Origin of the sequence: Paeniglutamicibacter selenitireducens (assembly GCF_051550675.1) — a bacterium.
GTDB lineage: Bacteria > Actinomycetota > Actinomycetes > Actinomycetales > Micrococcaceae > Paeniglutamicibacter.
Genome location: NZ_JBPULF010000013.1, coordinates 59,175 through 80,590, shown reverse-complemented (window position 1 = coordinate 80,590; position 21,416 = coordinate 59,175). Strand labels below are relative to the sequence as shown.

Genomic DNA, 21,416 nt, shown 5'->3' with positions numbered 1-21,416 from the left:
CCCTGCGTTCACCCGCCGTTCACCCGGCCTCTGTAGCTTCGAGGCATGCAAATGCTTGATCTGGCCGCCCACGGCTACTCCGTCCGCGACGACGACGATGACGACCCGGTGCTGCTCACCGCCTCCGGCGAACCCGTCGACACCTGGCGCGAGGACTACCCGTACCCCAAGCGCATGGACCGCACCCGGTATGACATGGAGAAGCGGCTGCTGCAGATCGAGCTGCTGAAGCTCCAGGTCTGGATCAAGGCCACCGGCCGCCGGCTCGTGGTGCTCTTCGAGGGCCGCGACGCCGCCGGCAAGGGCGGGACCATCAAGCGCTTCACCGAGCACCTGAACCCGCGCGGGGCACGCACCGTCGCACTGGGCAAGCCCAGTGAAAGCGAAACCACCCAGTGGTACTTCCAGCGCTACATCGCCCACCTGCCGGCGGCCGGGGAGATCGTGCTCTTCGACCGCTCCTGGTACAACCGCTCCGGCGTCGAGCGCGTCATGGAATTCTGCACCCGGGAACAGTTCGACCGCTTCATGCACCAGGCCCCGGCCTTCGAGCAGCAGCTCGTCGACGACGGGATCACCCTGGTGAAGTTCTGGTTCTCGGTCTCCCGCCGCGAACAGCTCACCCGCTTCACGATCCGCCAGATCGACCCGGTGCGGCAGTGGAAGCTCTCCCCCACCGACCTGGCCTCGCTGGACAAGTGGGACGCCTACACGGCGGCCAAGGAGGAAACCTTCCGCAGCACCGACACCGGATGGGCGCCGTGGACCGTGGTGAAGTCCAACGACAAGAAGCGCGCCCGCCTCGAGGCCATGCGCCACGTGCTGAGCCTCTTCGACTACGAGGGCAAGGACCACGAGCTGGTCGGGACCCCGGACCCGCACATCGTCGGCCCGGCCTCCGCCGTCATCGCCGACGGCGAGGAGTTCTAGGGGATCTCTGGCTGCCCCCTTCATCCCGGCGCATAATCAAGGCACGGGGCCGTGCCCCGCATGGAACCTACGGGACGGGATCGGGCAGATGGACAGGGACGCCTTGCGCAGCGTGCAGCAACCGCTCAAGCAGCTCTACCGGGAGCGTCCGGAAGCCGGAACCATCCTGTTGAAGGCCAGCGGGACCCTGGGCGGGGAGGGCCTGTCCTGCTCCGTGCAGACGGGCCGTGCCCTGGTGGAGGCGGGCCTGCACCCTGCGACAGGCGGCGACGGCTCGCTGGCCTGCTCCGGGGACCTGCTGCTGCAAGCGCTGGTGGCCTGTGCCGGGGTCACCCTGGCCGCGGTGGCCACCAACCGCGCGATCGAGGTCTCCGGCACGGTGCGGGCCGAGGGCGACCTGGATGTGCGCGGCACCCTGGGCCTTGATCCCGATGCGCCGGTGGGCTTCCGGGCCATCCGGCTCTCCTTCGAGCTGCGGACCGGCGCCGGCGAACAAGAGGTCGCGGACCTTGTCGCGACAACGGAGAAGTACTGCGTGGTCCTGCAGACGCTGCGGGCCGGCCTGCACGTCGAAGTGGCTTCCACCGCCACCACCGTGGACTGAGTACGGTCGCGGGCCGGCGCACCTGCAAATTACGTACGAGCGACGCGAATTGATGCCCGTTGCCACTGTTCCGGTTGCACCGTTGTGGGAACCAGTGCCCGGGCCCTGCGGCGCAAGGCCTCACCACGACGGATGGCAAGCGCGAATGACAGGGCGGCCTCATGGCGATGGTCCATGGCAGCGCACCGCGGCAGCGCATGGTGTGGTTTGTCGAGGCAATCCCTTCGGCGGCCTCTTGCGGTTGCTGGACGCGGACATATACTGGTTCCACTTGGGCCCCAAAGACTTAGCAAGCTACCTACTTCAACGTTGTTTGGAGGGCAGAGTCTTATGCGAAAAACGATGCTCAGGCTTGTCGCCGCATCCTTGGCCACACTGCTCATCACCTCTGCTTCACCCGGGCTGGCTGCCGATTCGATCGCCAAGCGCGCCTTGAAACCCGAACGGGTCTTCAGGTTCGATCCTCCCGCGCAGGACCAGGCGATCCAGGCATTCGACCATGGCGCCGGCAAGGATGTCTACATCGCCCAGCAGGTCGGCCAGGATACCAGGGTCTCCAGGTGCACCCGCACGCCGGCGGGAACCTGCACCCAGAGGGACAGCGTCATGCTGAAGGGGTACGGGCACGGCGAATCGCTCGAGGTCTACACGAAAAACGGCCGGACCTACCTGTGGATCGGGAGCACTTCCAACGGGGTCCCGCCGTACTACTTCTCACGGACAATCTCGCTGATCCAGTACAAGAAGGCACCCGCGGGCTCGCGCAAGGCGAGCTACCACAGGGTGGGCATGCTGAAGAACCTGGCGGCGATCGTCCCGGGCAAGTCCGGCAACGCCTACCGGAGCAACGTGGCACTGGCCGACGGGGACGACCGGCTGGCCATCAGCATCACGGTCGGGTCCTCCCACCACTACGCCGTGTACAAGACCGCAGCCCTGACCGGGCGCATGTTGAAGGCACCCGGACAGAAGCTGGCGATCTCCAAGGCCAAGGACCTGATGGTGTCCCGCTTCAAGGAACCGGCACGCCCGCACGGTTCGTTCCAGGGTTTCGACATCAAGGGCGTGGGAACCAACAAGAAGTTCCTCTACGTCTTCGGCGGCCCCGCGGGAAAATCGCCAACGATCTACCGCTACGCCTACACGAACAGCGGGAAGATCAAGCACGACCGGACCTACATCATCAAGGGCCAGTATCTCGGCGACCTCGAATCCGAGGGCATCAAGGTCGAAGCAGACCCGACCCGGGGCGGAAAGGTCCACGTGATGCACAGCCTGAACCCGACCATCCGAGACAGCAACGGGCGCAAGATCTTCCGGGTGTACAGGTTCAGGGAATGACGTTCCGCCGTGGGCCTTAACGCCGGAGACCGGCCGCTCCCCCGTGTTCGGGAGGGCGGCCGGCCCCGGTGTTCAGTGCGAGTCAGCGCTGCACGGCGGCGAAACGCTCGGCGGCCAGGGCCACTGCGGCGGCACGCGCCTCGGAGGCCTCGTCTGCGGTCAGCGTGCGGTCGCCGGCGCGGAAACGCAGGCCGAAGGCCAGCGACTTCTTGCCGTCCTCGATGCCGGTGCCGGAGTACACGTCGAAGAGCGCAATGTCCTCGAGCAGTTCGCCGGCGCCCTCGCGCAGGGTCTCCAGCACGTCGGCGGCCACCACGTGGGCGTCGACCACCAGGGCGACGTCCTGCGTGGAGATCGGGAAGGTGGAGATCTCCTTGGCCACGATCACGTCGGCGGATGCCTCGAAGAGGATGTCCGCGTCGATCTCCATGGCGACGGTGCGCTCGGGCAGGTCGAGCTCGGCCAGCAGCTTCGGGTGCAGCTCGCCGGCGTAGCCCACCGGGGTGCCGCTGCGCAGCGCGAGCGCCGCGGTGCGTCCCGGGTGGAACGCCTGGTGGGCGCCCTGGGAGACAACGACCTCCACGCCAAGCACGTCGGAGACCAGCTTGGCGACATCAAGCGCGTCGGCCCAGTCGTAGACGCGCGGGACGTGGGCCGCCGCGACGGGCGAATCGTGCCCGGTAAGCACGGCGGCGATGTGCATCGGCTGGTGCGGCAGGCCGCCGTACAGCGCGTCGAGCTCCGCGTCGGAGGGCTTGATGCCCAGCGGCGGGATGGTCTCGGTGCCCGTCTTTTCGCCCGGCAGGAACACCAGGCCGGCCTCGTACAGGGCCAGGTCGCGGAACCCGCGGCCGTGGTTGCGGCGGGCGATGCCCAGCAGGCCCGGCAGGATCGAGGTGCGCATGGAGCCGAACTCGCTCGAGAGCGGGTTGGAGAGCTTGACCGCGGGGACCTCGCCGGCCACCGGCGCGCCGAACGTGTTGTTCTGCGTTGCGGAGACGAACGGGTAGGACAGCACCTCGGTCAGGCCAGCATCGGCCAGCGCGGCCATGACGCGGCGGCGCTGGGACTGGGTGCGGGTCAGGCCGCGGCCCGGAGGGGCCGTGGGAAGCGTCGCCGGGATCAGGTGGTAGCCCACCAGGCGGGCGATTTCCTCGGTCAGGTCCTGCTTGGTGGCAAGGTCCGGGCGCCATGACGGCGCGGTGACCCGGTAGCCGCCCTCGACGGACTCGACCTGAGCGCCGATTTCCGTCAGGGCCCAGGTGATCTGGTCCTCGGTGTACTCGACGCCGATCAGCTGCGAGGCGAAGTGCGCCGGCAGGTCGATCACGACGCCGGCAGGTGCGGTTCCCACATCGGTGATGAGCGTGGTGGCGGTGCCGCCGGCCAGCTCCACCAGCAGGTCCACGGCACGCTGCGCGGCAACGTCTGCAATCTCCCAGTCGACGCCGCGCTCGAAGCGCTTCGAGGCTTCGGAGGGCAGCTTGTGGCGGCGGCGCGAGCGGGCGATCGAGATCGGCTCGAAGTGCGCGGCCTCGATCAGCACGTTGGCGGTGGTCTCGGAGACCTCGGTGGCCCCCCCGCCCATGACGCCGGCGATGCCGATGGCACCCGAGCCGTCGGTGATCAGCAGGTCCTCGACGTGCAGCTTGCGCTCCTTGCCGTCCAGGGTCTGCAGGGTCTCCCCCGGGTTCGCACGGCGCACCGTGATGCCGCCGGTGAGCTTGTCGACGTCGTAGAAGTGCAGCGGCTGCCCCAGCTCCAGCATGACGTAGTTGGAGATGTCGACGACCAGCGAGATCGAGCGCATGCCCGCGAGGTTCAGGCGGCTGGCCATCCACGGCGGGGTCGGCAGCGAGGCGTCGACGCCGGTGACGCTGCGGGTGACGAAGCGGTCGCAGCCGTCCTTGCCGTAGATCCCCGCGGTGTCCGCCAGGGTGACCGGGTGGCCGGGCCCCGTTGCCGCGTCAACGACCACCAGCGAGGCCGGGTCGGTGTAGGCGGTGCCCGTGGCGTGCGCGAACTCGCGGGCCACGCCGCGGATCGAGAACGCGTAGGAGCGGTCCGGGGTGACGTTGATTTCCGCGGCCTGGTCGTAGAGGCCCAGCAGCTCCATCGCGTCGGTCCCGATCTCCGGGTCCAGGCCCAGGCGGGAGAGCACGATGATGCCGTCGTGGTCGTCCCCGATGCCCAGCTCGCGGGAGGAGGCGATCATGCCGGCCGAGAGGTGGCCGTAGGTCTTGCGGGCGCTGATCCTGAAGTCTCCGGGCAGCACGGCGCCGGGCAGCGTGACGACGACCTTGTCGCCCTCCACGAAGTTGTGCGCGCCGCAGATGATGCCCTGCACGCCGGAGGGGTCGATGCCCTCGTGGGTCAGGGTCTGCGGCTGGCCCTCGGGGACCACGCGGACCTGGCACCAGTTGATGGTCTTGCCGTTGGACTGCTCCTCCTTGACCAGGGAGAGCACCTGCCCCACGACGATCGGGCCGGAGAGCTCGTCGGCGGGACGGTGCACGTCCTCTTCCTCGAGGCCCACCTTGACCAGTTCCGCCATGACGTCTTCGGCCGTTGCATCGGCCGGAACCTGCGCGAACTCGCGCAGCCATGAAAGTGGAATACGCATGTCTTAGATCTCCATCCCGAAGTGCTCGCTGAAGCGGATATCGCCCTCGATCATGTCGCGCATGTCGGGGACCTCGTTGCGGAACATCAGCGTGCGCTCGATGCCCATGCCGAAGGCAAAGCCGGAGTATTCCTCCGGGTCGATGCCCGCGGCGCGCAGGACGTTGGGGTTGACCATGCCGCAGCCGCCCCACTCGATCCAGCGGGGGCCGCCCTTTGCGCCGGGGTGCCAGATGTCCAGTTCGGCCGAGGGCTCGGTGAACGGGAAGTAGTTGGGGCGCAGGCGGATGGAGGCGTCCTCGCCGAACATCTGCCGGGCGAAGTGCTCAAGGGTGCCGCGCAGGTCGGCCATGGTCAGGCCCTTGTCGATGGCCAGGCCCTCGAACTGGTGGAAGACCGGGGTGTGCGTGGCGTCGAGCTCGTCGGTGCGGTACACGCGGCCCGGGCACAGCACGTAGATCGGCACCTCGCGCTCGAGCATGGAGCGGACCTGCACCGGGGAGGTGTGGGTGCGCAGCACCAGGTGCGAGTCCACCGGGTCGATGAAGAAGGTGTCCTGCATTTCTCGTGCCGGGTGGTCCGGGGCGAAGTTCAGTGCGTCGAAGTTGAACCACTCGGACTCGACCTCGGGGCCCTCGGCGATTTCCCAGCCCATGCCCACGAAGATGTCGGACACGCGGTCCTGCAGCGTGGAGAGCGGGTGGCGTGCACCGGCGCGGCGGCGGCGCGGGGCGGCGGTGACGTCGACGGTCTCCTCGACGAGGATGCGTGCTGCGTCCTCTTCCTCGAGGACCGCGGTGCGTTCGGCGAGCGCCTTGTTGACGCGACCGCGCGAGGCACCCATGAGCTTGCCGGCGACGGCCTTCTCGCTCTTGTCCAGGCGGCCGATCTCGCGGTTGGCCAGCGACAGCGGGGACTTCTCGCCGGTGTGGGCCAGGCGCGCCGTCTTCAGCTCGTCCAGGTTTGTCGCAGCGGCAAAGGCTGCAAGTGCCGCTTGCACCGCAATGTCGATGCCAGCCTCGTCGGTGGGATGCGGGACGACCGGTGCATGGCCGTCGATGACGGCCGCTTCCGGACTCGTGGGTTCAGACATGGGGTTCTTTGGCCCTTTTCACTGTTGTTTGCGTCTCTGGTTTTCTCTGTCCATTCTAGGTGCTCGAATGCACGGGCACTGAATCGCGGCGCCCGTGCGTCGGCGGCGCGGGTCGTGGACATCGCCTCGAGCTGTAGGCAATAGTGGTTCCCATGTCTCGTGTTGCAAAAACCTGTGCCCTGCCCGCCGCCGCCTTCCTGATGCTTGGCTCCCTGAGCGCGTGCTCGGCCCCGCCCTCCCCCGATGCCGCTGCCGCCCTCCTGGCCACGGGGATCGGGTCCCTGGAGCTCTCCGGGGTTCCGCTCACCGGGCCCGGATCCGAGACCGCAGCGGCCGATCTCGGCCAGGCGCTGGCACCCATGGGGTCCGTCCCCCGCACGGTGTCGCTGGAGTCGGTGGCCGTCGACGAGGGCTCCGCGGACCCGAAGACCGCCACTGCCACATTGAGCACCGTGTGGGACCTGGATGCGACGGACACCGACTGGGCGTACAAGACCACCGCGACGCTGGAGCTGGACGAGTCCGCCAAGGCCTGGAAGGTCCGTTACGACCCCGCCATCGCAGTGCCCGGATTGGCCGCGGGCCAATATGTGGCACGAAAGACCGTGGCCGCGGTCCGCGGCGACATCCTGGGCAACCAGGGCCAGACCCTTGTCACGGAGCGCCCGGTCATCAACGTGGGCATCAACAAGGAAGGCCTCGAGGAGTCCAAGTGGGCATCCTCCGCCAAGGCACTTGCCAAGCTGGTGGAGATCGATGCGGACGACTACGCCAAGCGCGTCGAGGCCGCGGGCCCCCGGGCCTTCGTCCAGGCCATCACCCTGCGCGACGATGAGGATCTGGAGATCACCCGGGCCCAGTTCGAGGCTGTCCCCGGCGCCCTGGTCCAGTCGACGTCCCTCCCCCTGGCCCCCACGCGTTCCTTCGCCCGCCCGATCCTCGGCTCCGTCGGCGAGGCCACCGCGGAGATGGTCACGGAGTCCAACGGCCAGCTCAAGGCCGGGGACGTGGTCGGGCTCTCGGGCCTGCAGAAGGACTACCAGGAGACGCTCGCCGGTGTACCCGGCTACACCATCGGAACCTACGACGCGCAACGGAAACAGGTCTCCACGCTGCTTGAATCGGAGCCCGTCGACGGGGCCGACGTCAAAACAACGCTGGACCGGGACACCCAGACGCTGGCGGAGTCGCTGCTGGTGGATGCGGCAAGCGACAGCGCCCTCGTCGCGGTGCGGCCCTCCGACGGCGCCATCCTTGCCGCGGCCAGCGGTCCCGCCGCCAACGCGCAAAACACGGCGCTGCTGGGCAAGTACGCGCCGGGCTCCACGTTCAAGGTGGTCACGGCCCTTGCCATGCTGCGCTCCGGCGACACCCCCCAGACGACCGTCGACTGCCCCGCCACGATGAGCGTGGACGGCAAGAGCTTCAAGAACTACGACGGCTACCCCGCGGCGGCCATCGGCAAGATCCCGCTCTCCGAGGCCCTGGCCCAGTCCTGCAACACCGTCTTCCTCCAGGGCGCCCAGGACGTCAAGGCGCCTGCCCTCGCGGAAGCCGCCGCCTCGCTGGGACTCAATCTCGAGGCCGCGACCGGGGCCGCATCATTCCTCGGGTCGGTCCCGGAGGACTCCACGGGCACCGAGCTGGCCGCCAACGGGATCGGCCAGGGCGTGGTCCAGGCCTCGCCGCTGGGCATGGCCACCGTGGCGGCCTCGGTGGCCCGTGGCGCCACCGTGAGCCCGCACCTGGTGGAATCGCCCAAGCCTGACGCTGGCCCCGAGCCGAAGACGCCACTGGGCTCACAGGAGGCCAAGGAACTCGCCTCCATGATGGCGGAGGTCGTCGACCACGGGACGCTCAAGGAGCTGAAGAAGATCCCGGGCAAGCCGCTCATCGGCAAGAGCGGCACCGCCGAGTACGATTCCGAGCGCAACGCCCATGCCTGGACCATCGTGGCCCAGGGCGACCTGGCCGTCGCGGTCTTCGTGGCCGACGGCAGCGGCGGGTCCCAAACGGCGGGCCCCGTCGTCGCCAAGTTCCTGGAAGGGCTGCAGTAGGCCGGGGTTCGGCAGACCCGGTTCCGGGCTCCGGACCCAAGACAAAAGGGACGAACGCTCCGGTGCGTTCGTCCCTTTGTGTCATGCCTGCCGATCGATGCCCCGGGCTTCCCGCGGCACAGGATCGGCTGGGTGCTGCTTAGGCGTGGTCGGTGTGCGCCGCTGCCTCTTCCGGCTTGCGCATCATGGCCACGGCAACAACGGCACCCACGAGTGCCAGGCCGCCGAAGAGCAGCGAAAGGTAGATCGCGCTGTGGTCGGCTTCCTTGGCGGTCGCGGTCAGCGGTCCGGTGGCGCTGCGCATGTCGAAGGTGACGGTGTTGCCCTCGATGACGGCGCCCGCGCTGGCCTCGGTGACCTCGCCCGGGAAGGTGACGACCATGTTAGCCTCGGTGATCGCGGCGTTGTCGTTGCCGCCCAGCCCCTGGCCCGTGAAGTAGTACAGTCCGTCACGGAACTCGATCTCGACCTTCGGGCCGAGCTGGCCGGAAAGATCGCCGATCTCGGTCAGCGACTTGTCGGTAGCGGTGAAGCTGAAGCCCTGGAAACCGTCCTTGTCGTAGGCCGCGCGCTCGACTCCCTCGGGGAAGTTCTTGAACAGTGCTTCCTCGGAGCCGCCGAGCTGCTGGAGGGCATCGCTGAAGTTGCGGCCGCCCAGGGCGCTCTTGTCCACGGCAACGACCATACCCAGCGTCGCCTTCTCCGGGCTGGAAACGGCGAGATCCACATCCATCTTCACGCAACCGGTCAAGCTCAGTACCAATGCCACCATGACACCAATGACGGATACGATCTTCTTCATAAGTTCTCCTCGATGTGGGGGCACGATCTGAAAGCTGTTCCCCCGATTGAGTTCCAACTCTAGCGGTTGGAGCCGTGCGCCAAACAATTCCGGCCAACGGTCCCACCTGCGCTCTTGCCGCTCGCGGGCCTCTGGCTACACTGGTGCCCATGGGCAAGTGGGAAAGTCTCCGGGCGTGGCTGAACTGGCTGAACCTCAGCACGCCGAGCGGCCTGGCACTTGCCCGTTGCACCGGATGCCGGATCGAACCCGGCCAACGAGGTCTCATCCATGCACTGGACTACCGGCCACGGTTGCCCGTTGCCGGTGCCTTCACGGTAGGCAACGTGGTCTTCTTTCGCAAGGACTTCCGCACACCCGCCCAGCACCCAGAGCTGCTGGACCACGAATCGGTGCACGCCACCCAGTACGCGCTGTGCCTGGGGCTGCCCTTCATTCCGTTGTACTTCCTGGCCGCCTGCTACTCGTGGCTTCGCACCGGGGACCCCGCCTCCCGCAACCTTTTCGAGCGGCGGGCCGACCTGCGGGCCGGCGGGTACGTGGAGCACCCACCCACCAGGATCATGCCGCGGATTTCCGCCGGCCTGGCCCGCGCAGCATCCCGCCCGAAGCCTGCCTCCAACCCTTCAAGGAGAACCCACGCATGAGCACGACGAACAGCATCACGGTCTTCGGGTCGGCCACGGCCGGCGCAGTGCCGGACACCATGGCCGTCACCTTGGGCGTCGAGGCACGCCACGACCGGGCCGAGGGCGCCTACTCCCTGGCAGCGTCGCGGGCCGGTGACCTGGTGGCGACGCTCCAAGACGCGGCACCGGGTGCCAGGCTGTCGACCACCGGCATCGGGCTGCGTGCCCGCACTGTGTGGCGCAACGACGAGAACGTCCTGGCCGGCTACGAGGCCGACACCACGCTGAGGCTCGCGCAGGTGGACATCGCCCGGGTCTCAGGCGTGCTCGGCGCCGCGGTGGCCGCAGGCGGTGACGCCCTGCGCATCCACTCGGTGCAGGCGGAGGTTTCCGATCCCTCGCTCGCCTGGTCCGCGGCACGCGATTCGGCCTTCGCCGAGGCCCGGGCCAAGGCCGAGCAGCTGGCAGCGCTGGCCGGATGCACCTTGGGCAAGGCGCTGCGGGTCAAGGAAGTGACCCAGGACGGCGCGCTGCCGGTGCTTCGGGTCAAGGCCGCCGACATGGCCGCAGCCTCGATGCCTGTGGCAGCCGGCGAACAGGAACTCACCGCGACCCTCGAGGTGCGCTGGGAACTCCTGGAGCGAGGCTGATCCGGCCGGCGGCGTGGGTCGCCGGCCGCATTTCTAGGATTCCCGGCCGGCGCTGAAAACAGGCTCGGGTTCCGTGCCTAGCGCCAGGACGGCGATGTCCGCCACGGCACGCGCGTGCTCCTCGATCCCGGGGTCCCCTGCTTCCAGCCACGGAACGTGGATGAATCCTCCACGTGTCCCCGGGGTCTCCCGGAGTCGGTGCATCAGCGCGTAGAAGACCTGGTTGCACACGAAGGTGCCGGCGGAATAGGAGATCTCCGCACGCACCGCACCGCCCCCGGCCTCCAGGGCACGCAGCGCTCCCTTAAGCGGCAGCGTGGAGAAGTAGGCGTCCGCTCCCCCGGGCAGCACGGGGCGGTCGATCGGCTGCTCTCCGGCATTGTCCGGGATCCTGGCATCAACGTGGTTGATGGCCACCTTCTCCAGGCCCAGGGCGTCCCGGCCGGCCGCCAGCCCGAGGCTGATGACGACCTCCGGTCCGTGCCCGTCGACCAATTCGCCAAGCCTCTCGGGTGCCAGCGCGAAGACGCACGGCAGCTCCGCGGCCTTGGCCGGGATCGACCGCGCGGCAAGGATCCGCGCCGCGCGGAACGCAATCTCCCGGGACGGGTTGAACCCGTCCCCGCCGAAGGGTTCGAACCCGGTCAGCAGGATCACCGGGTGGCCCCGGCCTGGACCTCGGCCAGCACCGCGCGCACGATGGGCAGGTCCGCCGGGATCCAGGCGAGCGATTCCAGTGCGGGGCCTTCCAGCTCCACCCATTCAAGAAGGTCGTGGTCCTCGAGGGCCTGCGGGGTGCCGTCGGTGATTTCGGCGAACCACACCCGCATGGCGGCCTGCCCGTTCAGTTCCCAGCCCTGCTCGAGCGGGCCGAAGACCTCGCTGCCCAGGCGCACCTCGACGCCGAGTTCCTCGCGGATCTCCCGGTGCACCGCATCGCGGCAATCTTCCCCGGACTCCAGCTTCCCGCCGGGGAACTCCCACATTCCCGCAACGGCCGCGGGGGCGGTGCGCCGTGCGCAGAGCAGCCGGGTGGGCCGCTCCAGCGAGTCGAGGATTGCGGCGGCGACGATTTGCTTCATGCCCATGGCTAGCGCGCGGCGCTCTCGCCGGCGGCGGCGGGGAGGGTCCCCGCGTAGATGTCCGGTTCGATGTAGATGACGCACTTGAGGGCCACCGCGTCGCGGATCCTGCCCTCGATCGCGTCGATCTCGGCGGCGATCTGCTCGCCGCTCGAGTGCTCGGCGACGGAGACCTTCGCTGCCACCAGGATTTCCTCCGGGCCCAGGTGCAGGGTCTTGAGGTGGATCAGCGTGGCGCCGTCACGGGTGATGGCGCCGCCGATGGCCGCGACGTGTTCTGCCGTCGCGGACTCGCCCAGCAGCAGGGACTTGGTTTCCATGGCCAGGACGATCGCGATGAGCACCAGCAGCAGGCCGATGCACGCGGTGCCGAGTGCGTCGAAGACGCCGTTGCCCGTGATCAGGGTCAAGCTGACGCCGAAGAGAGCCAGCACCAGGCCGACGAGCGCTCCGAAATCCTCAAGCAGGATCACCGGAAGCTCCGGGGCCTTGGCGGTGCGGATGAACTTCGACCAGGACTGCTTGCCGCGCACGTGGTTCGACTCGATGATCGCGGTGCGGAAGGACAGCGACTCGGCGACGATGGCACCGACCAGCACGGCCAGCGGCACCCACCACCACTTGCCCTCGATGCCGTGCGGGTGGAGGAACTTCTGCCACGCCTCGTAGAGGGCGAACAGGCCGCCGACACTGAAGAGGACGATCGAAACGATGAACGAGTAGACGTAGCGTTCGCGTCCGTAGCCGAAGGGGTGCTGGGCGTCCGCCTCACGGCGGGCCTTCTTCCCGCCCACCAGCAGCAGCACCTGGTTTCCCGAGTCCGCAACCGAGTGGATCGCTTCGGCGAGCATCGACGACGATGCGGTGACCGCCCACGCGATGAACTTGAACACCGCAATGGTGAGGTTCGCCGCCAACGCGGCAACTACCGCTTTTGTTCCTCCGGAGGCCGCCATGGACCTGCCCCTTTCGTTCGTGCGCATGGCCCGACGATGGCCGGACCCTGAATTCGGTTCCAACGTTATCGCGTGCCGGGGCCGCTTCATGCATCACGGGGCTCCCGGGCGCCAGCGTGGCGCCCGGGGTTCGAGGGAGGCGGGTCTGCGGGGGTGCGCCCCTGCGGCTAGCTCCGGCGTTGCGCGCGTGCGGAGGCGTAGAGGCAGACCGTGGCCGCGGTGCTGACGTTCAGCGATTCGGCGATGCCGTAGAGGGGCACTGCCACGCGGTGGTCGGCACGGGAGAGCTCGTCCTCGTTGAGCCCCTGGCCCTCGTTGCCGAAGAGCCAGGCGGTCGGGTCCTCCAGGAGCGGGTCGCCCTCGGCCGATTCGAACGATCCGCCGGTGCGGCGGGCGGCGCTGGCGTCCTGCAGGGCGTCGAGGTCCGCGGCCCCGTACCCGTCGGCTGCGAGGATGGTGCTGCCCTGGCCCTTGAGCGCGGCTACGGCATCAGAGAGCGAGACGTTGGAGACGATCGGCAGGTGGAACAGGGAGCCCACGGTGGACCGCACGGCCTTGGGGTTGTAGATGTCCACGCTGCCGCCGGTGACAATCACGGCGTCGGCGCCGGCGGCGTCGGCGGCACGCAGGATGGTTCCGGCGTTCCCCGGGTCCTGCACGCGGCACAGGACTGCGACGAGGCGCGGTTTGGTGGCCAGCACGTCCGCGAGCTCGACCTCGGGAATCGCGCACACGGCCACGATGCCCTGGGGGGTGACGGTGTCGGCCATCGCTGCAAGCACTTCGGGACTTACCAGGCGGGCACGCACGCCGGGGGCCTTGGCAACCATCTCCTCGAATTCCGGGTAGCGGTCCAGGCAGTCGTCGGTGGCGAAGATGGAGCGCACCACGGCGTCCTTGCCTTCTGCCTGGCGGGCGATGTGCGTCTTCATGGCCTCGCGGACGGCCTGCGGGCCCTCGGCCAGGAACTCCCCGCTGCGGGCACGACCGGTGCGCGTCGCCAGTCTCGCGACCTCGCGCACCTTCTCGGCGCGCACGTTGGTCATGGTTTCTTCGTTCTCTGCGGGGTGATTCATGACTACGACTTTACCGGGGATACGACAATGGGACGGAATCGCGAGGATTCCGTCCCATCATCTTGAAGCACTATAGGCTCAAGGACTAGGCGTCCTTGATCTGCTGGCGGGCTTCGCCACCTGCAGGTTCGAAGCCTGCGGCCTTGGCATCTTCGATGCCCTTGAACCAGAACTCAGCAACAGTCTGCTCGTACCAGGTCGAACCCGGTACGTGGTACTTGTTGGACTGAGCGTTGCCCTTGACGATGAAGCCGGCCGGAGCCGCTTCGCCATCGACAACCTTGTAAGCACCGGCTGCCACTGCCTTTTCGGCGGGGGTGGAGCCTTCAACGACAGTAGCCTTGGCAGCGGCCTGGGGGGCCTTTGCCTTAGGTGCGGCTGCTACTGCCTCAGATGCTTTTGGGGCGTTGACGTCAGCCGGGAGGGCATCCTTTGCAATCTGGACCAGCGTGGCGAAAGCCTTGGAGTCCGACACGGCCAGTTCGGCCAGCATGCGGCGGTCGACCTCGACCGATGCGGCCTTCAGTCCCTGGATCATGCGGTTGTAGGTCATGCCGTTGGCGCGGGATGCAGCGTTGATGCGCTGGATCCAGAGGCGACGGAAGTCGCCCTTGCGCTTGCGACGGTCGTTGAAGCTGTAAACGAACGAGTGGAGCAGCTGCTCCTTGGCCTTGCGGTACAGGCGCGAACGCTGACCGCGGTAGCCCTTGGCGCGTTCAAGAATGACGCGACGCTTCTTATGGGCGTTTACTGCCCGCTTCACACGTGCCACGTGTGTACTCCTTTGGTTCTGTTCCACCTGGCCTCAAATATTGGGCCAGGCAAAATGCTTTAAGTGGTCGGGATTCCCAGCAGGGATTCCCCAGACGGACTGGTGTTAGAGACCGAGCATCCGCTTGATGGTCTTGACGTCCGCCTTGGCGACCAGCTGGTCCGAGGCCAGGCGACGGGTGATGCGGGAGGACTTGTGCTCCAGGTAGTGACGGCGGTTAGCCTGCTGGCGCTTGAGCTTGCCGCTACCGGTGAGCTTGAAGCGCTTCTTGGCGCCACTATGGGTCTTGAACTTCGGCATATCCGCCGTTCTCCTTACTTGCTCCCGGGGTCCTTTCGGGCCGGGGATCTTGCGCACTCCCGCGTTTGAGGGAATCCGTTGTTCTAGGTTTGCTCTTGCGAGCGTGCCCCGCTCGGAGCGACCTTACTTGGTCGTCCCGGGCTTGGCGGCGCGGGTTGCGGGCTTGGGACCCGGCTTGCCCGCAGGCTTGGGTGCAGCCACCGGCTTCGGCATGGCCATCGGCTTCGGTGCTGCTACGGGCTTGGCCACAACAGGCTTCGGTGCCGAAGCTGCTGCTGCCGGACGGGCCGCGGCTGCCGGACGAGCCGGGGCCTTGGTCGCCGGGCGGGCGGTGTCGCGTGCCGGTGCTGCCTTGGCCGGGGCCTTGGCTGCAGCCGGTGCAGTCCTGACCGGGGCTGCCTTCGGGGCGAGCTTTGCTGCGGCCTCTTCGGCTGCGGCTTCGGCACGGACCTTGGCAAGCTTTTCCATGATGTCGGATTCGATGACATCTGCCACGGATCCGCCCAGGTCGCCCTGTGGTTCCGAGGTGTCGATCCGGTTCTTGGCGTCGGCTGCCTTGGCCTTGTCGTTTTCGCGCTGTTCCAAGCGGCGGGCTTCGGCCTTGGCTTCTGCCTTGTTCTTGAGCGGTCCAACAACCATGACCATGTTGCGGCCATCGATGCGGGGGCTCGACTCGACTGCGCCGACCTCTGCAACTGCTGCTGCAAACTTCTCCAGCAGACGGATACCCATCTCCGGGCGCTGCTGCTCACGACCACGGAACTGGATCATGGCCTTGACCTTGTCGCCTGCTCCGAGGAAGCGCAGCGCGTGGCCGACCTTGGTTTCGTAGTCGTGGGTGTCGATCTTCAGGCGGAAACGGATTTCCTTGAGGACCGTGTTGGTCTGGTTCTTGCGCGCTTCGCGCGCCTTGACCGCTGCCTCGTACTTGTACTTTCCGAAGTCCATCAGTTTGCACACGGGAGGCTTTGCGGTGGGCGCAACCTCAACGAGATCAAGATCGGACTCCACGGCAAGACGAAGAGCATCCTCAATACGGACAATGCCAACCTGTTCACCGGCTGGGCCGACGAGCCGCACCTCTGGGACGCGGATTCGATCATTAATGCGTGGATCGCTGATGTGTAGCTCCTGAGTAGTTCGTAGTTTCAGGCCACCGCGGCAAAAGGAAAGGCCCTCGGCTGCGGGTGCAGGCGAAGGCCTCGAAATTCGATGGATGATTTCTCATCTTGACCCGCCACGCGAAGCGGCAGGTACCGAATGTACCCGGCCGCCTGATTCGGCTGCTGCGGGTGGGAGTGGCCTCCACTTGCTTACTGGATCCAGGCTGATTGGTCACATTCACCGCTTGGGTGGCGCTTCCAAATACACAGATTCAGTCGGTCTATGGAAAGCTTAGCATCATGAGTACTCCTGAAACCAATCCGGACGCCACCAACGAGATTCGCGACATCGCCGAAGTGGCAGCCGTTGAAATCATCACCACCGCCGCCGTCCACCTGATGAGCGCCGCCGCAGTCAAGTGCGGGCTGGCCGCCGGCGAAGACGCGGAAGAACTGAAAGACCTCGACGAGGCACGCAAGTTGATCACCGCACTGGCCGGCCTTGTCGTCTCCGCAGCACCGGAGATCGGCTCGCAGCACGCAGGGCCGTTGCGCGACGGACTGCGCTCGCTGCAGCTGGCCTTCCGCGAGGCTTCGTTCATCCAGGACGAGCCGGGCAAGGGCCCGGGCGAAAAGCTCACCGGCCCGGTGAACTAGCACCCCCCGCCACCAAGACGAGTGCGGTCCCGTTTCACTTTCACAAGTGAAACGGGACCGCACTTTTTTGTTCGTTTCGAGTCGGTCCGGCCAGGCCGGAACCGCTACGCCTCGCCGACGAGCGTGCGCACCCGCGCACGGCGGCGGCGGCGCACCTGCTGCGCCACGAGCGCCGCGACGCTTACTGCCGCACCGATGGAGCCCACGGCGATGAAGGCCGCGGAGAAGCCCAGGGCGTCGACCGTTGCCCCGGTGATCGGGGAACCCAGCGCGGTGCCGCTGGTCAGCGCGGAGCCGTACCAGCCCATGGCCTCGCCGCGGCGTTTCTCCGCGACGAGGTCGGTGAGCCATTCGGAGGCCGCGGAGAGCACCGGGGCGCAGAGCATTCCCGGCGGGATCGAGAGCAGCGCAAGCGTCCAGGTGTCGTTGGCGAAGGCCATCGGCACCGTCAGCACGGCCATGGCCAGCAGCAGCACGATCGGCGAGATGCGTCGGCTGAGGCTGCCGTAGATGAGGCCGCCGACCAGCGAGGCGCCGCACCAGAAGAAGAACACGATGCCGAGCTGGCCGGAGCTGTTCTTCTCGTCAAGCAGCGCGAGCATTCCGACCTCGGTGCCGGAAAGCACCAGGCCGGCGCCGGAGGCCGCGATGAAGACGGCCAGCACGGAGGCGCTGACCCAGCCAAACTTGTTGCGGAAGGCCTTGCCGCGGGCCTTGACGCGGGCCTGGGTCGACTTGCTTCCGGCCAGGATCAGTTCGCCCTCGACATTCGCCAGCCCGCCCGGGCCCGAGGCGATCAGCGATGCCTCGGCAGCCAGACGCTCCTCGTGCGGGTTCGCCTTCTTGGCGACGGCGCCGGGCTGGTCGCTGCGGGTGGGCGGGTTCAGGATCATCAGCACCAGGCCGCTGAGCGAGGCCGCGACGGCGATGCCGATCATGCCGATGGTGGTGTTCAGGCTGGTGGCCACGATGCCCGCGGTGGCGGGCCCCACGATGAAGACCAGCTCGGTGCCCATGGCATCGAGCGCGAACGCCGAACGGCGGGTCTCCCCCGTGGTCATCACGCCCAGCGCGGTGCGCACCACGGAGAAGACGGGCAGCGCGAACAGCCCGCCGAGGAACACCAGCGGCAGCACCCACATGAACTCGACCTGCGGAACGATGCTCCACACCGCGGCCTCCACGAGGATCGAGGGCAGCAGCGCCCGGCGCAGGCCGTAGCTGTCCACCACGCGGCCGCGCCAGGGCGCGCCCAGGGCGATGCCGATGGTCATCAGCGCCACGACAAGCCCGGCGGACCCCCAGTCGCGATCGAGCTCGTTGACCAGGTGGAGCAGCAGCAGCATGCCGGCGGCGGCGTGCGGCAGCCGGGCGACCATGCCGACCAGCAGCAGCGAGGCCACCCCGGGCTGCCGGAGCAGTTCGCCGTAGCGACCGAATTTCATGCCCCGGGGCCCTGCTGCGTCGGGAGGCCGGCCTTGAGGGCTACTTCCAGCGAGTCGACGTTCTCGGCGAACTCCGGGATCGCGGCAAGCGCCGAGTGGATGCGCGAGACGCACGCGCGTGCGTTCGCCTCGTCAACGCCGGGTCGGAAGGTGAACTCGAGGCGCAGCTCCGGCCCCGATCCCCCGCCGGGCACGCTGGCGCCCTGCGAGGTGCGGCTGCCCACCCCGTGGCCGGGGGCGATGTGGATGGAGGCCAGCACCTCCTCGGTGCCAGCCTGCGCGGCGACGATGGCGGCGAGCTCCTCGCTGAGGTAGCTGGGGGTCCATTCCTGTTGCCGGGCCAGCGCCCACATGCCGGGGCGGCGCAGCACAAAGGTGTAGTCGGCACCGGGGTCCAGGACCAGCATCTGGGCTTCCTCTGCCACTGCGGAAAGCGCAGCGCGCGGGGCGTAGACGGCCACCGGGCGCGCCTCGTCGTGCCAGGCCTGCAGGCGCTCGACGCTGCTGAAGACCGGCAGCGCGGTGCGGCCGTCGGGCGCGTTGAGCGTCACCAGGGCCATGTCGGCTTCCTTGTCCTCGGCAAAGCCGTGTTCGCCGAGGCCGCCTTCGGCCAGCTGGGCCACCACGGCGATGTAGATGCGCGCCTGGGCCAGCGCCGCGTGGACGCCCTGTTCGCTGCCGGTTCCGGCGACCAGTGCCTCGAGCGCCGCCTGGAGCCCCGCGTCGATGAGCCCGTTGTCGTTGTCGAAGTTGTGCAGGGGGTTCCCCTCCCCGCTGAGGTCGCGGCCTTCCCAACTTTGCCCGGCGGAGTCTGCGGGCGACCCTGCACGGGCCAGCGCCGCGGCAATGTGTCCGGGCAGGTGTCGGGGGCTTTCGGGTGCCCCGTGGGAAGAAGGTGAATTCGCGCTCATACCGAAATGCTATCGTGCGCCACGCACCGGGGCCGGCCACCATTTGCATGGTGACCGGCCCCGATGCCCTGCCGGGGCGCCGAACCGGGCACCACGCGGGCGGTGGGCGGTGTGGCGCAACTCGCCCGTTGGCGCCGGGCGGGCGGATGATGCGGGTGGATGTCAGCGGCGGCCCGCGACGTCCAGTGCCTCCGGCATGGTGAATTTGCCCGCGTAGAGGGCCTTGCCCACGATGGCCCCCTCGACGCCGAGCGGGACCAGCTCGCGCAGCACGCGGAGGTCCTCCAGGCTGGAGATGCCGCCGGAGGCGATGACGGGCTTGGAGGTGCGCGCGCACATCTCGCGCAGCAGTTCCACGTTCGGGCCGCGCAACGTTCCGTCCTTGGTCACGTCGGTGACGACGTAGCGGGCGCACCCGGCATCCTCGAGGCGTGCCAGGACCTCCCAGATGTCGCCGCCTTCCTTGGTCCAGCCGCGGCCGGCCAGCGTGGTGCCGCGCACGTCAAGGCCAACGGCGATCTTCTCGCCGTGACGGGCGATGGCGCGGGCCGTCCACTCGGGGTTTTCCAGGGCCGCGGTGCCCAGGTTCACGCGGGTGGCGCCGAATTCCAGGGCGCGCTCGAGCGACTCGTCGTCGCGGATGCCGCCGGAGAGCTCGACCTTGATGGTCAGCTCCTCGGAGACGCGGCGCAGGATCTCGGTGTTGTGGCCGCGGCCGAAGGCGGCGTCGAGGTCCACCAGGTGCACCCACTCGGCGCCGGCGTTCTGCCAGGCCAATGCGGCCTCAAGCGGGTCGCCGTAGCCTGTTTCGGAGCCGGCTTCGCCCTGGACCAGGCGCACCGCCTGGCCGTCGGCCACGTCGACGGCCGGGAGCAGTTCGAGGATGGGTTCTTGCGTGTTGGTCATGATCGATCCTTAGGTTTGTGCGGGCCACCGGCCCTGCAGCCACCACGCGGGCGGCGGCGTGCGGGTTCTCAGAAGGTCAGGAGGTATCCGGCGAGCAGCGCCATGCCGGCCAGGACCCAGCAGGCAATGATCCAGGACAGGTGCGCCCGCTGCTGGCGCAGGGACAGCGCACCGCCGGCCAGCAGCCCGGCCAGCGCCATGAGCAGGATGGTCCACATCTAGAGCGTCTCCAACCAGTTGCGCAGCAGCTGGGCGCCGGCTTCGCCGGACTTCTCCGGGTGGAACTGCAGCGCGCACAGCGGGCCGTTCTCCACGCCGGCCACGAACGGGACCCCGTGCTCGGACCAGGTCACCTGCGGCGGAACCATCTTGGGCTGCGCCACGTCGAAGTTCCATTCCTGCACGGCATAGGAGTGCACGAAGTAGAAGCGCTCGTTCTCGATGCCCTTGAAGAGCTTGCTTCCTTCCGGCGGCGTGACGGTGTTCCATCCCATGTGCGGGACCACCGGCGCCTTGAGCAGTTCCACGGTGCCTGGCCATTCGCCGATGCCCGGGGTGCGCACGCCGTGTTCCACGCCCTCCTCGAAGAAGACCTGGTGCCCGACGCAGATGCCCAGCACCGGGCGGCCGCCGGCGATGCGGCGGCCGATCCAGCGGATGGCCCCGACCTCGTTGAGCTGCTGCATGACAGCTGCGTAGGCACCGACACCAGGAACGAAGAGTCCGTCGCATTCCAGGATGTCCTCGGGCTTGGCCGAGAGCGTCACCTCTGCCCCTGCGGCCTCAAGGGCGCGTACGGCGGAACGGACGTTGCCGGACCCGTAGTCGAGGACCGTGACCTTCTTGCGCTCACCCATTTACAGCGCACCCTTGGTGGACGGGATGGCATTGCCGATGCGGGCGTCGGGTTCCACTGCCTCGCGCAGCGCGCGGGCAAAGGCCTTGAACTGCGCCTCGACGATGTGGTGCGGATCCCGCCCGCCGATCACCGTCATGTGCAGGCAGATCTGGGCATGCAGGGTCAGCGCCTCGAAGATGTGGCGCGTCAGCGACCCGGTGAAGTGGCCGCCGATCAGGTGGTATTCCTGGCCCGCCGGCTCCCCGCTGTGCACCAGGTAGGGGCGCCCGGAGATGTCGACGACGGCGTTTGCCAGCGCCTCGTCCAGCGGGACAGTGGCTTCGCCGAAGCGGCGGATTCCGGCCTTGTCGCCGAGTGCGGTACGCAGGACCTCGCCGATGGTGATGGCGACGTCCTCAACGGTGTGGTGGACGTCGATGTGGGTGTCGCCGGTGGCACGCACCGTCAGGTCGATCAGCGAATGCTTGGAGAGTGCGGTCAGCATGTGGTCGTAGAACGGGACACTGGTGCTGATTTCGGAGCGGCCGGTGCCGTCCAAATCGAGTTCGACAAAAACGGAGGACTCGCTGGTGGTGCGTTCGAGGCGAGCGCGACGACCCGTGAGTTTTTCGGCAGACATGC

Annotated in this window: 23 protein-coding genes; 7 read left to right on the top strand and 16 right to left on the bottom strand. The window is 68.0% G+C overall.

Annotated elements, in window-relative coordinates; translation table 11 throughout:
• Positions 1-45: 45 nt before the first annotated feature.
• From ppk2 to ACSYDW_RS18030, 3 genes are all read left to right on the top strand, one after another.
• On the top strand, positions 46-930 hold the full coding sequence (gene ppk2, locus ACSYDW_RS18040; RefSeq protein WP_438340117.1) for a polyphosphate kinase 2: 885 nt from the start codon (positions 46-48) through the stop codon (positions 928-930).
• Positions 931-1,018: 88 nt separating this feature from the next.
• A complete protein-coding gene (locus tag ACSYDW_RS18035; RefSeq protein WP_438340116.1) occupies positions 1,019-1,534 on the top strand; it encodes an OsmC family protein in 516 nt (171 codons plus the stop codon).
• A gap of 330 nt (positions 1,535-1,864) precedes the next feature.
• Positions 1,865-2,875 (top strand): helveticin J family class III bacteriocin, encoded by a 1,011-nt coding sequence (locus ACSYDW_RS18030; RefSeq protein WP_438340115.1) that lies wholly within the window; start codon positions 1,865-1,867, stop codon positions 2,873-2,875.
• Between the two features lie 82 nt (positions 2,876-2,957).
• Here ACSYDW_RS18030 and pheT read toward each other — a convergent pair whose 3' ends face one another.
• A complete protein-coding gene (pheT, locus tag ACSYDW_RS18025; protein WP_438340114.1) occupies positions 2,958-5,498 on the bottom strand; it encodes a phenylalanine--tRNA ligase subunit beta in 2,541 nt (846 codons plus the stop codon).
• 3 nt (positions 5,499-5,501) lie between these two features.
• Positions 5,502-6,590: a phenylalanine--tRNA ligase subunit alpha gene (pheS, locus tag ACSYDW_RS18020; RefSeq protein ID WP_438340113.1), complete on the bottom strand. Its 1,089-nt coding sequence runs from the start codon at positions 6,588-6,590 to the stop codon at positions 5,502-5,504.
• A 152-nt stretch (positions 6,591-6,742) separates the two neighbouring features.
• Here pheS and ACSYDW_RS18015 point away from each other — a divergent pair, with 152 nt between their 5' ends.
• Positions 6,743-8,647, top strand: coding sequence for a penicillin-binding transpeptidase domain-containing protein (locus ACSYDW_RS18015; RefSeq protein WP_438340112.1), 1,905 nt, complete (start codon positions 6,743-6,745; stop codon positions 8,645-8,647).
• Between the two features lie 139 nt (positions 8,648-8,786).
• Here ACSYDW_RS18015 and ACSYDW_RS18010 read toward each other — a convergent pair whose 3' ends face one another.
• Positions 8,787-9,449, bottom strand: a complete 663-nt coding sequence (locus tag ACSYDW_RS18010; protein ID WP_438340111.1) for an LppM family (lipo)protein — start codon at positions 9,447-9,449, stop codon at positions 8,787-8,789.
• A gap of 149 nt (positions 9,450-9,598) precedes the next feature.
• Here ACSYDW_RS18010 and ACSYDW_RS18005 point away from each other — a divergent pair, with 149 nt between their 5' ends.
• Together ACSYDW_RS18005 and ACSYDW_RS18000 are read left to right on the top strand one after the other, a co-directional pair.
• Entirely contained in the window at positions 9,599-10,096 is a 498-nt protein-coding gene (locus ACSYDW_RS18005; RefSeq protein WP_438340110.1) for a hypothetical protein, read from the top strand.
• Entirely contained in the window at positions 10,093-10,728 is a 636-nt protein-coding gene (locus ACSYDW_RS18000) for an SIMPL domain-containing protein (RefSeq protein ID WP_438340109.1), read from the top strand. Before ACSYDW_RS18005 ends, ACSYDW_RS18000 begins: the two co-directional genes overlap by 4 nt.
• 33 nt (positions 10,729-10,761) lie before the next feature.
• On the opposite strand, the gene ACSYDW_RS17995 is transcribed toward ACSYDW_RS18000, so the two are convergent.
• The 7 genes from ACSYDW_RS17995 to infC all read right to left on the bottom strand — a co-directional run bounded on the left by ACSYDW_RS17995 (position 10,762) and on the right by infC (position 15,994).
• Positions 10,762-11,385 carry a pyroglutamyl-peptidase I gene (locus ACSYDW_RS17995; RefSeq protein ID WP_438340108.1) on the bottom strand — a complete coding sequence of 208 codons (624 nt, stop codon included), beginning with the start codon at positions 11,383-11,385 and terminating at the stop codon, positions 10,762-10,764.
• Positions 11,382-11,816 (bottom strand): (deoxy)nucleoside triphosphate pyrophosphohydrolase, encoded by a 435-nt coding sequence (locus ACSYDW_RS17990; protein ID WP_438340107.1) that lies wholly within the window; start codon positions 11,814-11,816, stop codon positions 11,382-11,384. The genes ACSYDW_RS17995 and ACSYDW_RS17990 overlap by 4 nt, the downstream gene beginning before the upstream one ends.
• A 2-nt stretch (positions 11,817-11,818) precedes the next feature.
• On the bottom strand, positions 11,819-12,766 hold the full coding sequence (locus ACSYDW_RS17985; protein ID WP_438340106.1) for a cation diffusion facilitator family transporter: 948 nt from the start codon (positions 12,764-12,766) through the stop codon (positions 11,819-11,821).
• A gap of 167 nt (positions 12,767-12,933) precedes the next feature.
• The gene (locus ACSYDW_RS17980) at positions 12,934-13,842 is read right to left on the bottom strand and encodes a TrmH family RNA methyltransferase (RefSeq protein WP_438340105.1); all 909 of its coding nucleotides are present in this window, start codon (positions 13,840-13,842) and stop codon (positions 12,934-12,936) included.
• A gap of 85 nt (positions 13,843-13,927) precedes the next feature.
• On the bottom strand, positions 13,928-14,614 hold the full coding sequence (gene rplT / locus ACSYDW_RS17975) for a 50S ribosomal protein L20, sunset domain variant (protein ID WP_438340104.1): 687 nt from the start codon (positions 14,612-14,614) through the stop codon (positions 13,928-13,930).
• A gap of 105 nt (positions 14,615-14,719) precedes the next feature.
• Complete coding sequence (rpmI, locus tag ACSYDW_RS17970; RefSeq protein WP_209996038.1) at positions 14,720-14,914, bottom strand: 50S ribosomal protein L35; 195 nt, start codon at positions 14,912-14,914, stop codon at positions 14,720-14,722.
• A 123-nt stretch (positions 14,915-15,037) separates the two neighbouring features.
• Entirely contained in the window at positions 15,038-15,994 is a 957-nt protein-coding gene (gene infC, locus ACSYDW_RS17965; protein WP_438340103.1) for a translation initiation factor IF-3, read from the bottom strand.
• A gap of 323 nt (positions 15,995-16,317) precedes the next feature.
• On the opposite strand from infC, the gene ACSYDW_RS17960 reads away from it, so the two are divergent.
• The gene (locus tag ACSYDW_RS17960) at positions 16,318-16,674 is read left to right on the top strand and encodes a DUF1844 domain-containing protein (protein ID WP_400302032.1); all 357 of its coding nucleotides are present in this window, start codon (positions 16,318-16,320) and stop codon (positions 16,672-16,674) included.
• A gap of 104 nt (positions 16,675-16,778) precedes the next feature.
• Here the strand turns inward: ACSYDW_RS17960 and ACSYDW_RS17955 are convergent, their stop codons facing one another.
• The 6 genes from ACSYDW_RS17955 to hisB all read right to left on the bottom strand — a co-directional run bounded on the left by ACSYDW_RS17955 (position 16,779) and on the right by hisB (position 21,414).
• Positions 16,779-18,119, bottom strand: coding sequence for an MFS transporter (locus ACSYDW_RS17955; RefSeq protein ID WP_438340102.1), 1,341 nt, complete (start codon positions 18,117-18,119; stop codon positions 16,779-16,781).
• Positions 18,116-19,030 carry an SseB family protein gene (locus ACSYDW_RS17950; protein ID WP_438340101.1) on the bottom strand — a complete coding sequence of 305 codons (915 nt, stop codon included), beginning with the start codon at positions 19,028-19,030 and terminating at the stop codon, positions 18,116-18,118. Before ACSYDW_RS17950 ends, ACSYDW_RS17955 begins: the two co-directional genes overlap by 4 nt.
• Positions 19,031-19,192: 162 nt before the next feature.
• Entirely contained in the window at positions 19,193-19,936 is a 744-nt protein-coding gene (priA, locus tag ACSYDW_RS17945) for a bifunctional 1-(5-phosphoribosyl)-5-((5-phosphoribosylamino)methylideneamino)imidazole-4-carboxamide isomerase/phosphoribosylanthranilate isomerase PriA (RefSeq protein WP_438340100.1), read from the bottom strand.
• A 68-nt stretch (positions 19,937-20,004) separates the two neighbouring features.
• Positions 20,005-20,154, bottom strand: a complete 150-nt coding sequence (locus ACSYDW_RS17940; protein WP_438340099.1) for a CG2302 family histidine operon protein — start codon at positions 20,152-20,154, stop codon at positions 20,005-20,007.
• The gene (hisH, locus tag ACSYDW_RS17935; protein ID WP_438340098.1) at positions 20,155-20,793 is read right to left on the bottom strand and encodes an imidazole glycerol phosphate synthase subunit HisH; all 639 of its coding nucleotides are present in this window, start codon (positions 20,791-20,793) and stop codon (positions 20,155-20,157) included. It abuts the gene before it with no gap.
• A complete protein-coding gene (gene hisB / locus ACSYDW_RS17930; protein WP_438340097.1) occupies positions 20,794-21,414 on the bottom strand; it encodes an imidazoleglycerol-phosphate dehydratase HisB in 621 nt (206 codons plus the stop codon). It abuts the gene before it with no gap.
• Between the last annotated feature and the right edge of the window lie 2 nt (positions 21,415-21,416).

Excerpts from the sequence above, each read along its gene's own strand:
- ACSYDW_RS17980 (WP_438340105.1), bottom strand. The coding sequence starts at position 13,842 with ATGAATCACCCCGCAGAGAACGAAGAAACCATGACCAACGTGCGCGCC.
- hisB (WP_438340097.1), bottom strand. The coding sequence starts at position 21,414 with ATGTCTGCCGAAAAACTCACGGGTCGTCGCGCTCGCCTCGAACGCACC.
- ACSYDW_RS17990 (WP_438340107.1), bottom strand. The coding sequence starts at position 11,816 with ATGGGCATGAAGCAAATCGTCGCCGCCGCAATCCTCGACTCGCTGGAG.
- ACSYDW_RS17955 (WP_438340102.1), bottom strand. The coding sequence starts at position 18,119 with ATGAAATTCGGTCGCTACGGCGAACTGCTCCGGCAGCCCGGGGTGGCC.
- ACSYDW_RS17960 (WP_400302032.1), top strand. The coding sequence starts at position 16,318 with ATGAGTACTCCTGAAACCAATCCGGACGCCACCAACGAGATTCGCGAC.
- ACSYDW_RS18000 (WP_438340109.1), top strand. The coding sequence starts at position 10,093 with ATGAGCACGACGAACAGCATCACGGTCTTCGGGTCGGCCACGGCCGGC.
- ACSYDW_RS18015 (WP_438340112.1), top strand. The coding sequence starts at position 6,743 with ATGTCTCGTGTTGCAAAAACCTGTGCCCTGCCCGCCGCCGCCTTCCTG.
- pheS (WP_438340113.1), bottom strand. The coding sequence starts at position 6,590 with ATGTCTGAACCCACGAGTCCGGAAGCGGCCGTCATCGACGGCCATGCA.
- ppk2 (WP_438340117.1), top strand. The coding sequence starts at position 46 with ATGCAAATGCTTGATCTGGCCGCCCACGGCTACTCCGTCCGCGACGAC.
- ACSYDW_RS17985 (WP_438340106.1), bottom strand. The coding sequence starts at position 12,766 with ATGGCGGCCTCCGGAGGAACAAAAGCGGTAGTTGCCGCGTTGGCGGCG.
- priA (WP_438340100.1), bottom strand. The coding sequence starts at position 19,936 with ATGACCAACACGCAAGAACCCATCCTCGAACTGCTCCCGGCCGTCGAC.
- ACSYDW_RS18030 (WP_438340115.1), top strand. The coding sequence starts at position 1,865 with ATGCGAAAAACGATGCTCAGGCTTGTCGCCGCATCCTTGGCCACACTG.
- ACSYDW_RS18035 (WP_438340116.1), top strand. The coding sequence starts at position 1,019 with ATGGACAGGGACGCCTTGCGCAGCGTGCAGCAACCGCTCAAGCAGCTC.
- ACSYDW_RS17950 (WP_438340101.1), bottom strand. The coding sequence starts at position 19,030 with ATGAGCGCGAATTCACCTTCTTCCCACGGGGCACCCGAAAGCCCCCGA.
- pheT (WP_438340114.1), bottom strand. The coding sequence starts at position 5,498 with ATGCGTATTCCACTTTCATGGCTGCGCGAGTTCGCGCAGGTTCCGGCC.
- hisH (WP_438340098.1), bottom strand. The coding sequence starts at position 20,793 with ATGGGTGAGCGCAAGAAGGTCACGGTCCTCGACTACGGGTCCGGCAAC.
- ACSYDW_RS18005 (WP_438340110.1), top strand. The coding sequence starts at position 9,599 with ATGGGCAAGTGGGAAAGTCTCCGGGCGTGGCTGAACTGGCTGAACCTC.
- ACSYDW_RS17940 (WP_438340099.1), bottom strand. The coding sequence starts at position 20,154 with ATGTGGACCATCCTGCTCATGGCGCTGGCCGGGCTGCTGGCCGGCGGT.
- rpmI (WP_209996038.1), bottom strand. The coding sequence starts at position 14,914 with ATGCCGAAGTTCAAGACCCATAGTGGCGCCAAGAAGCGCTTCAAGCTC.
- ACSYDW_RS18010 (WP_438340111.1), bottom strand. The coding sequence starts at position 9,449 with ATGAAGAAGATCGTATCCGTCATTGGTGTCATGGTGGCATTGGTACTG.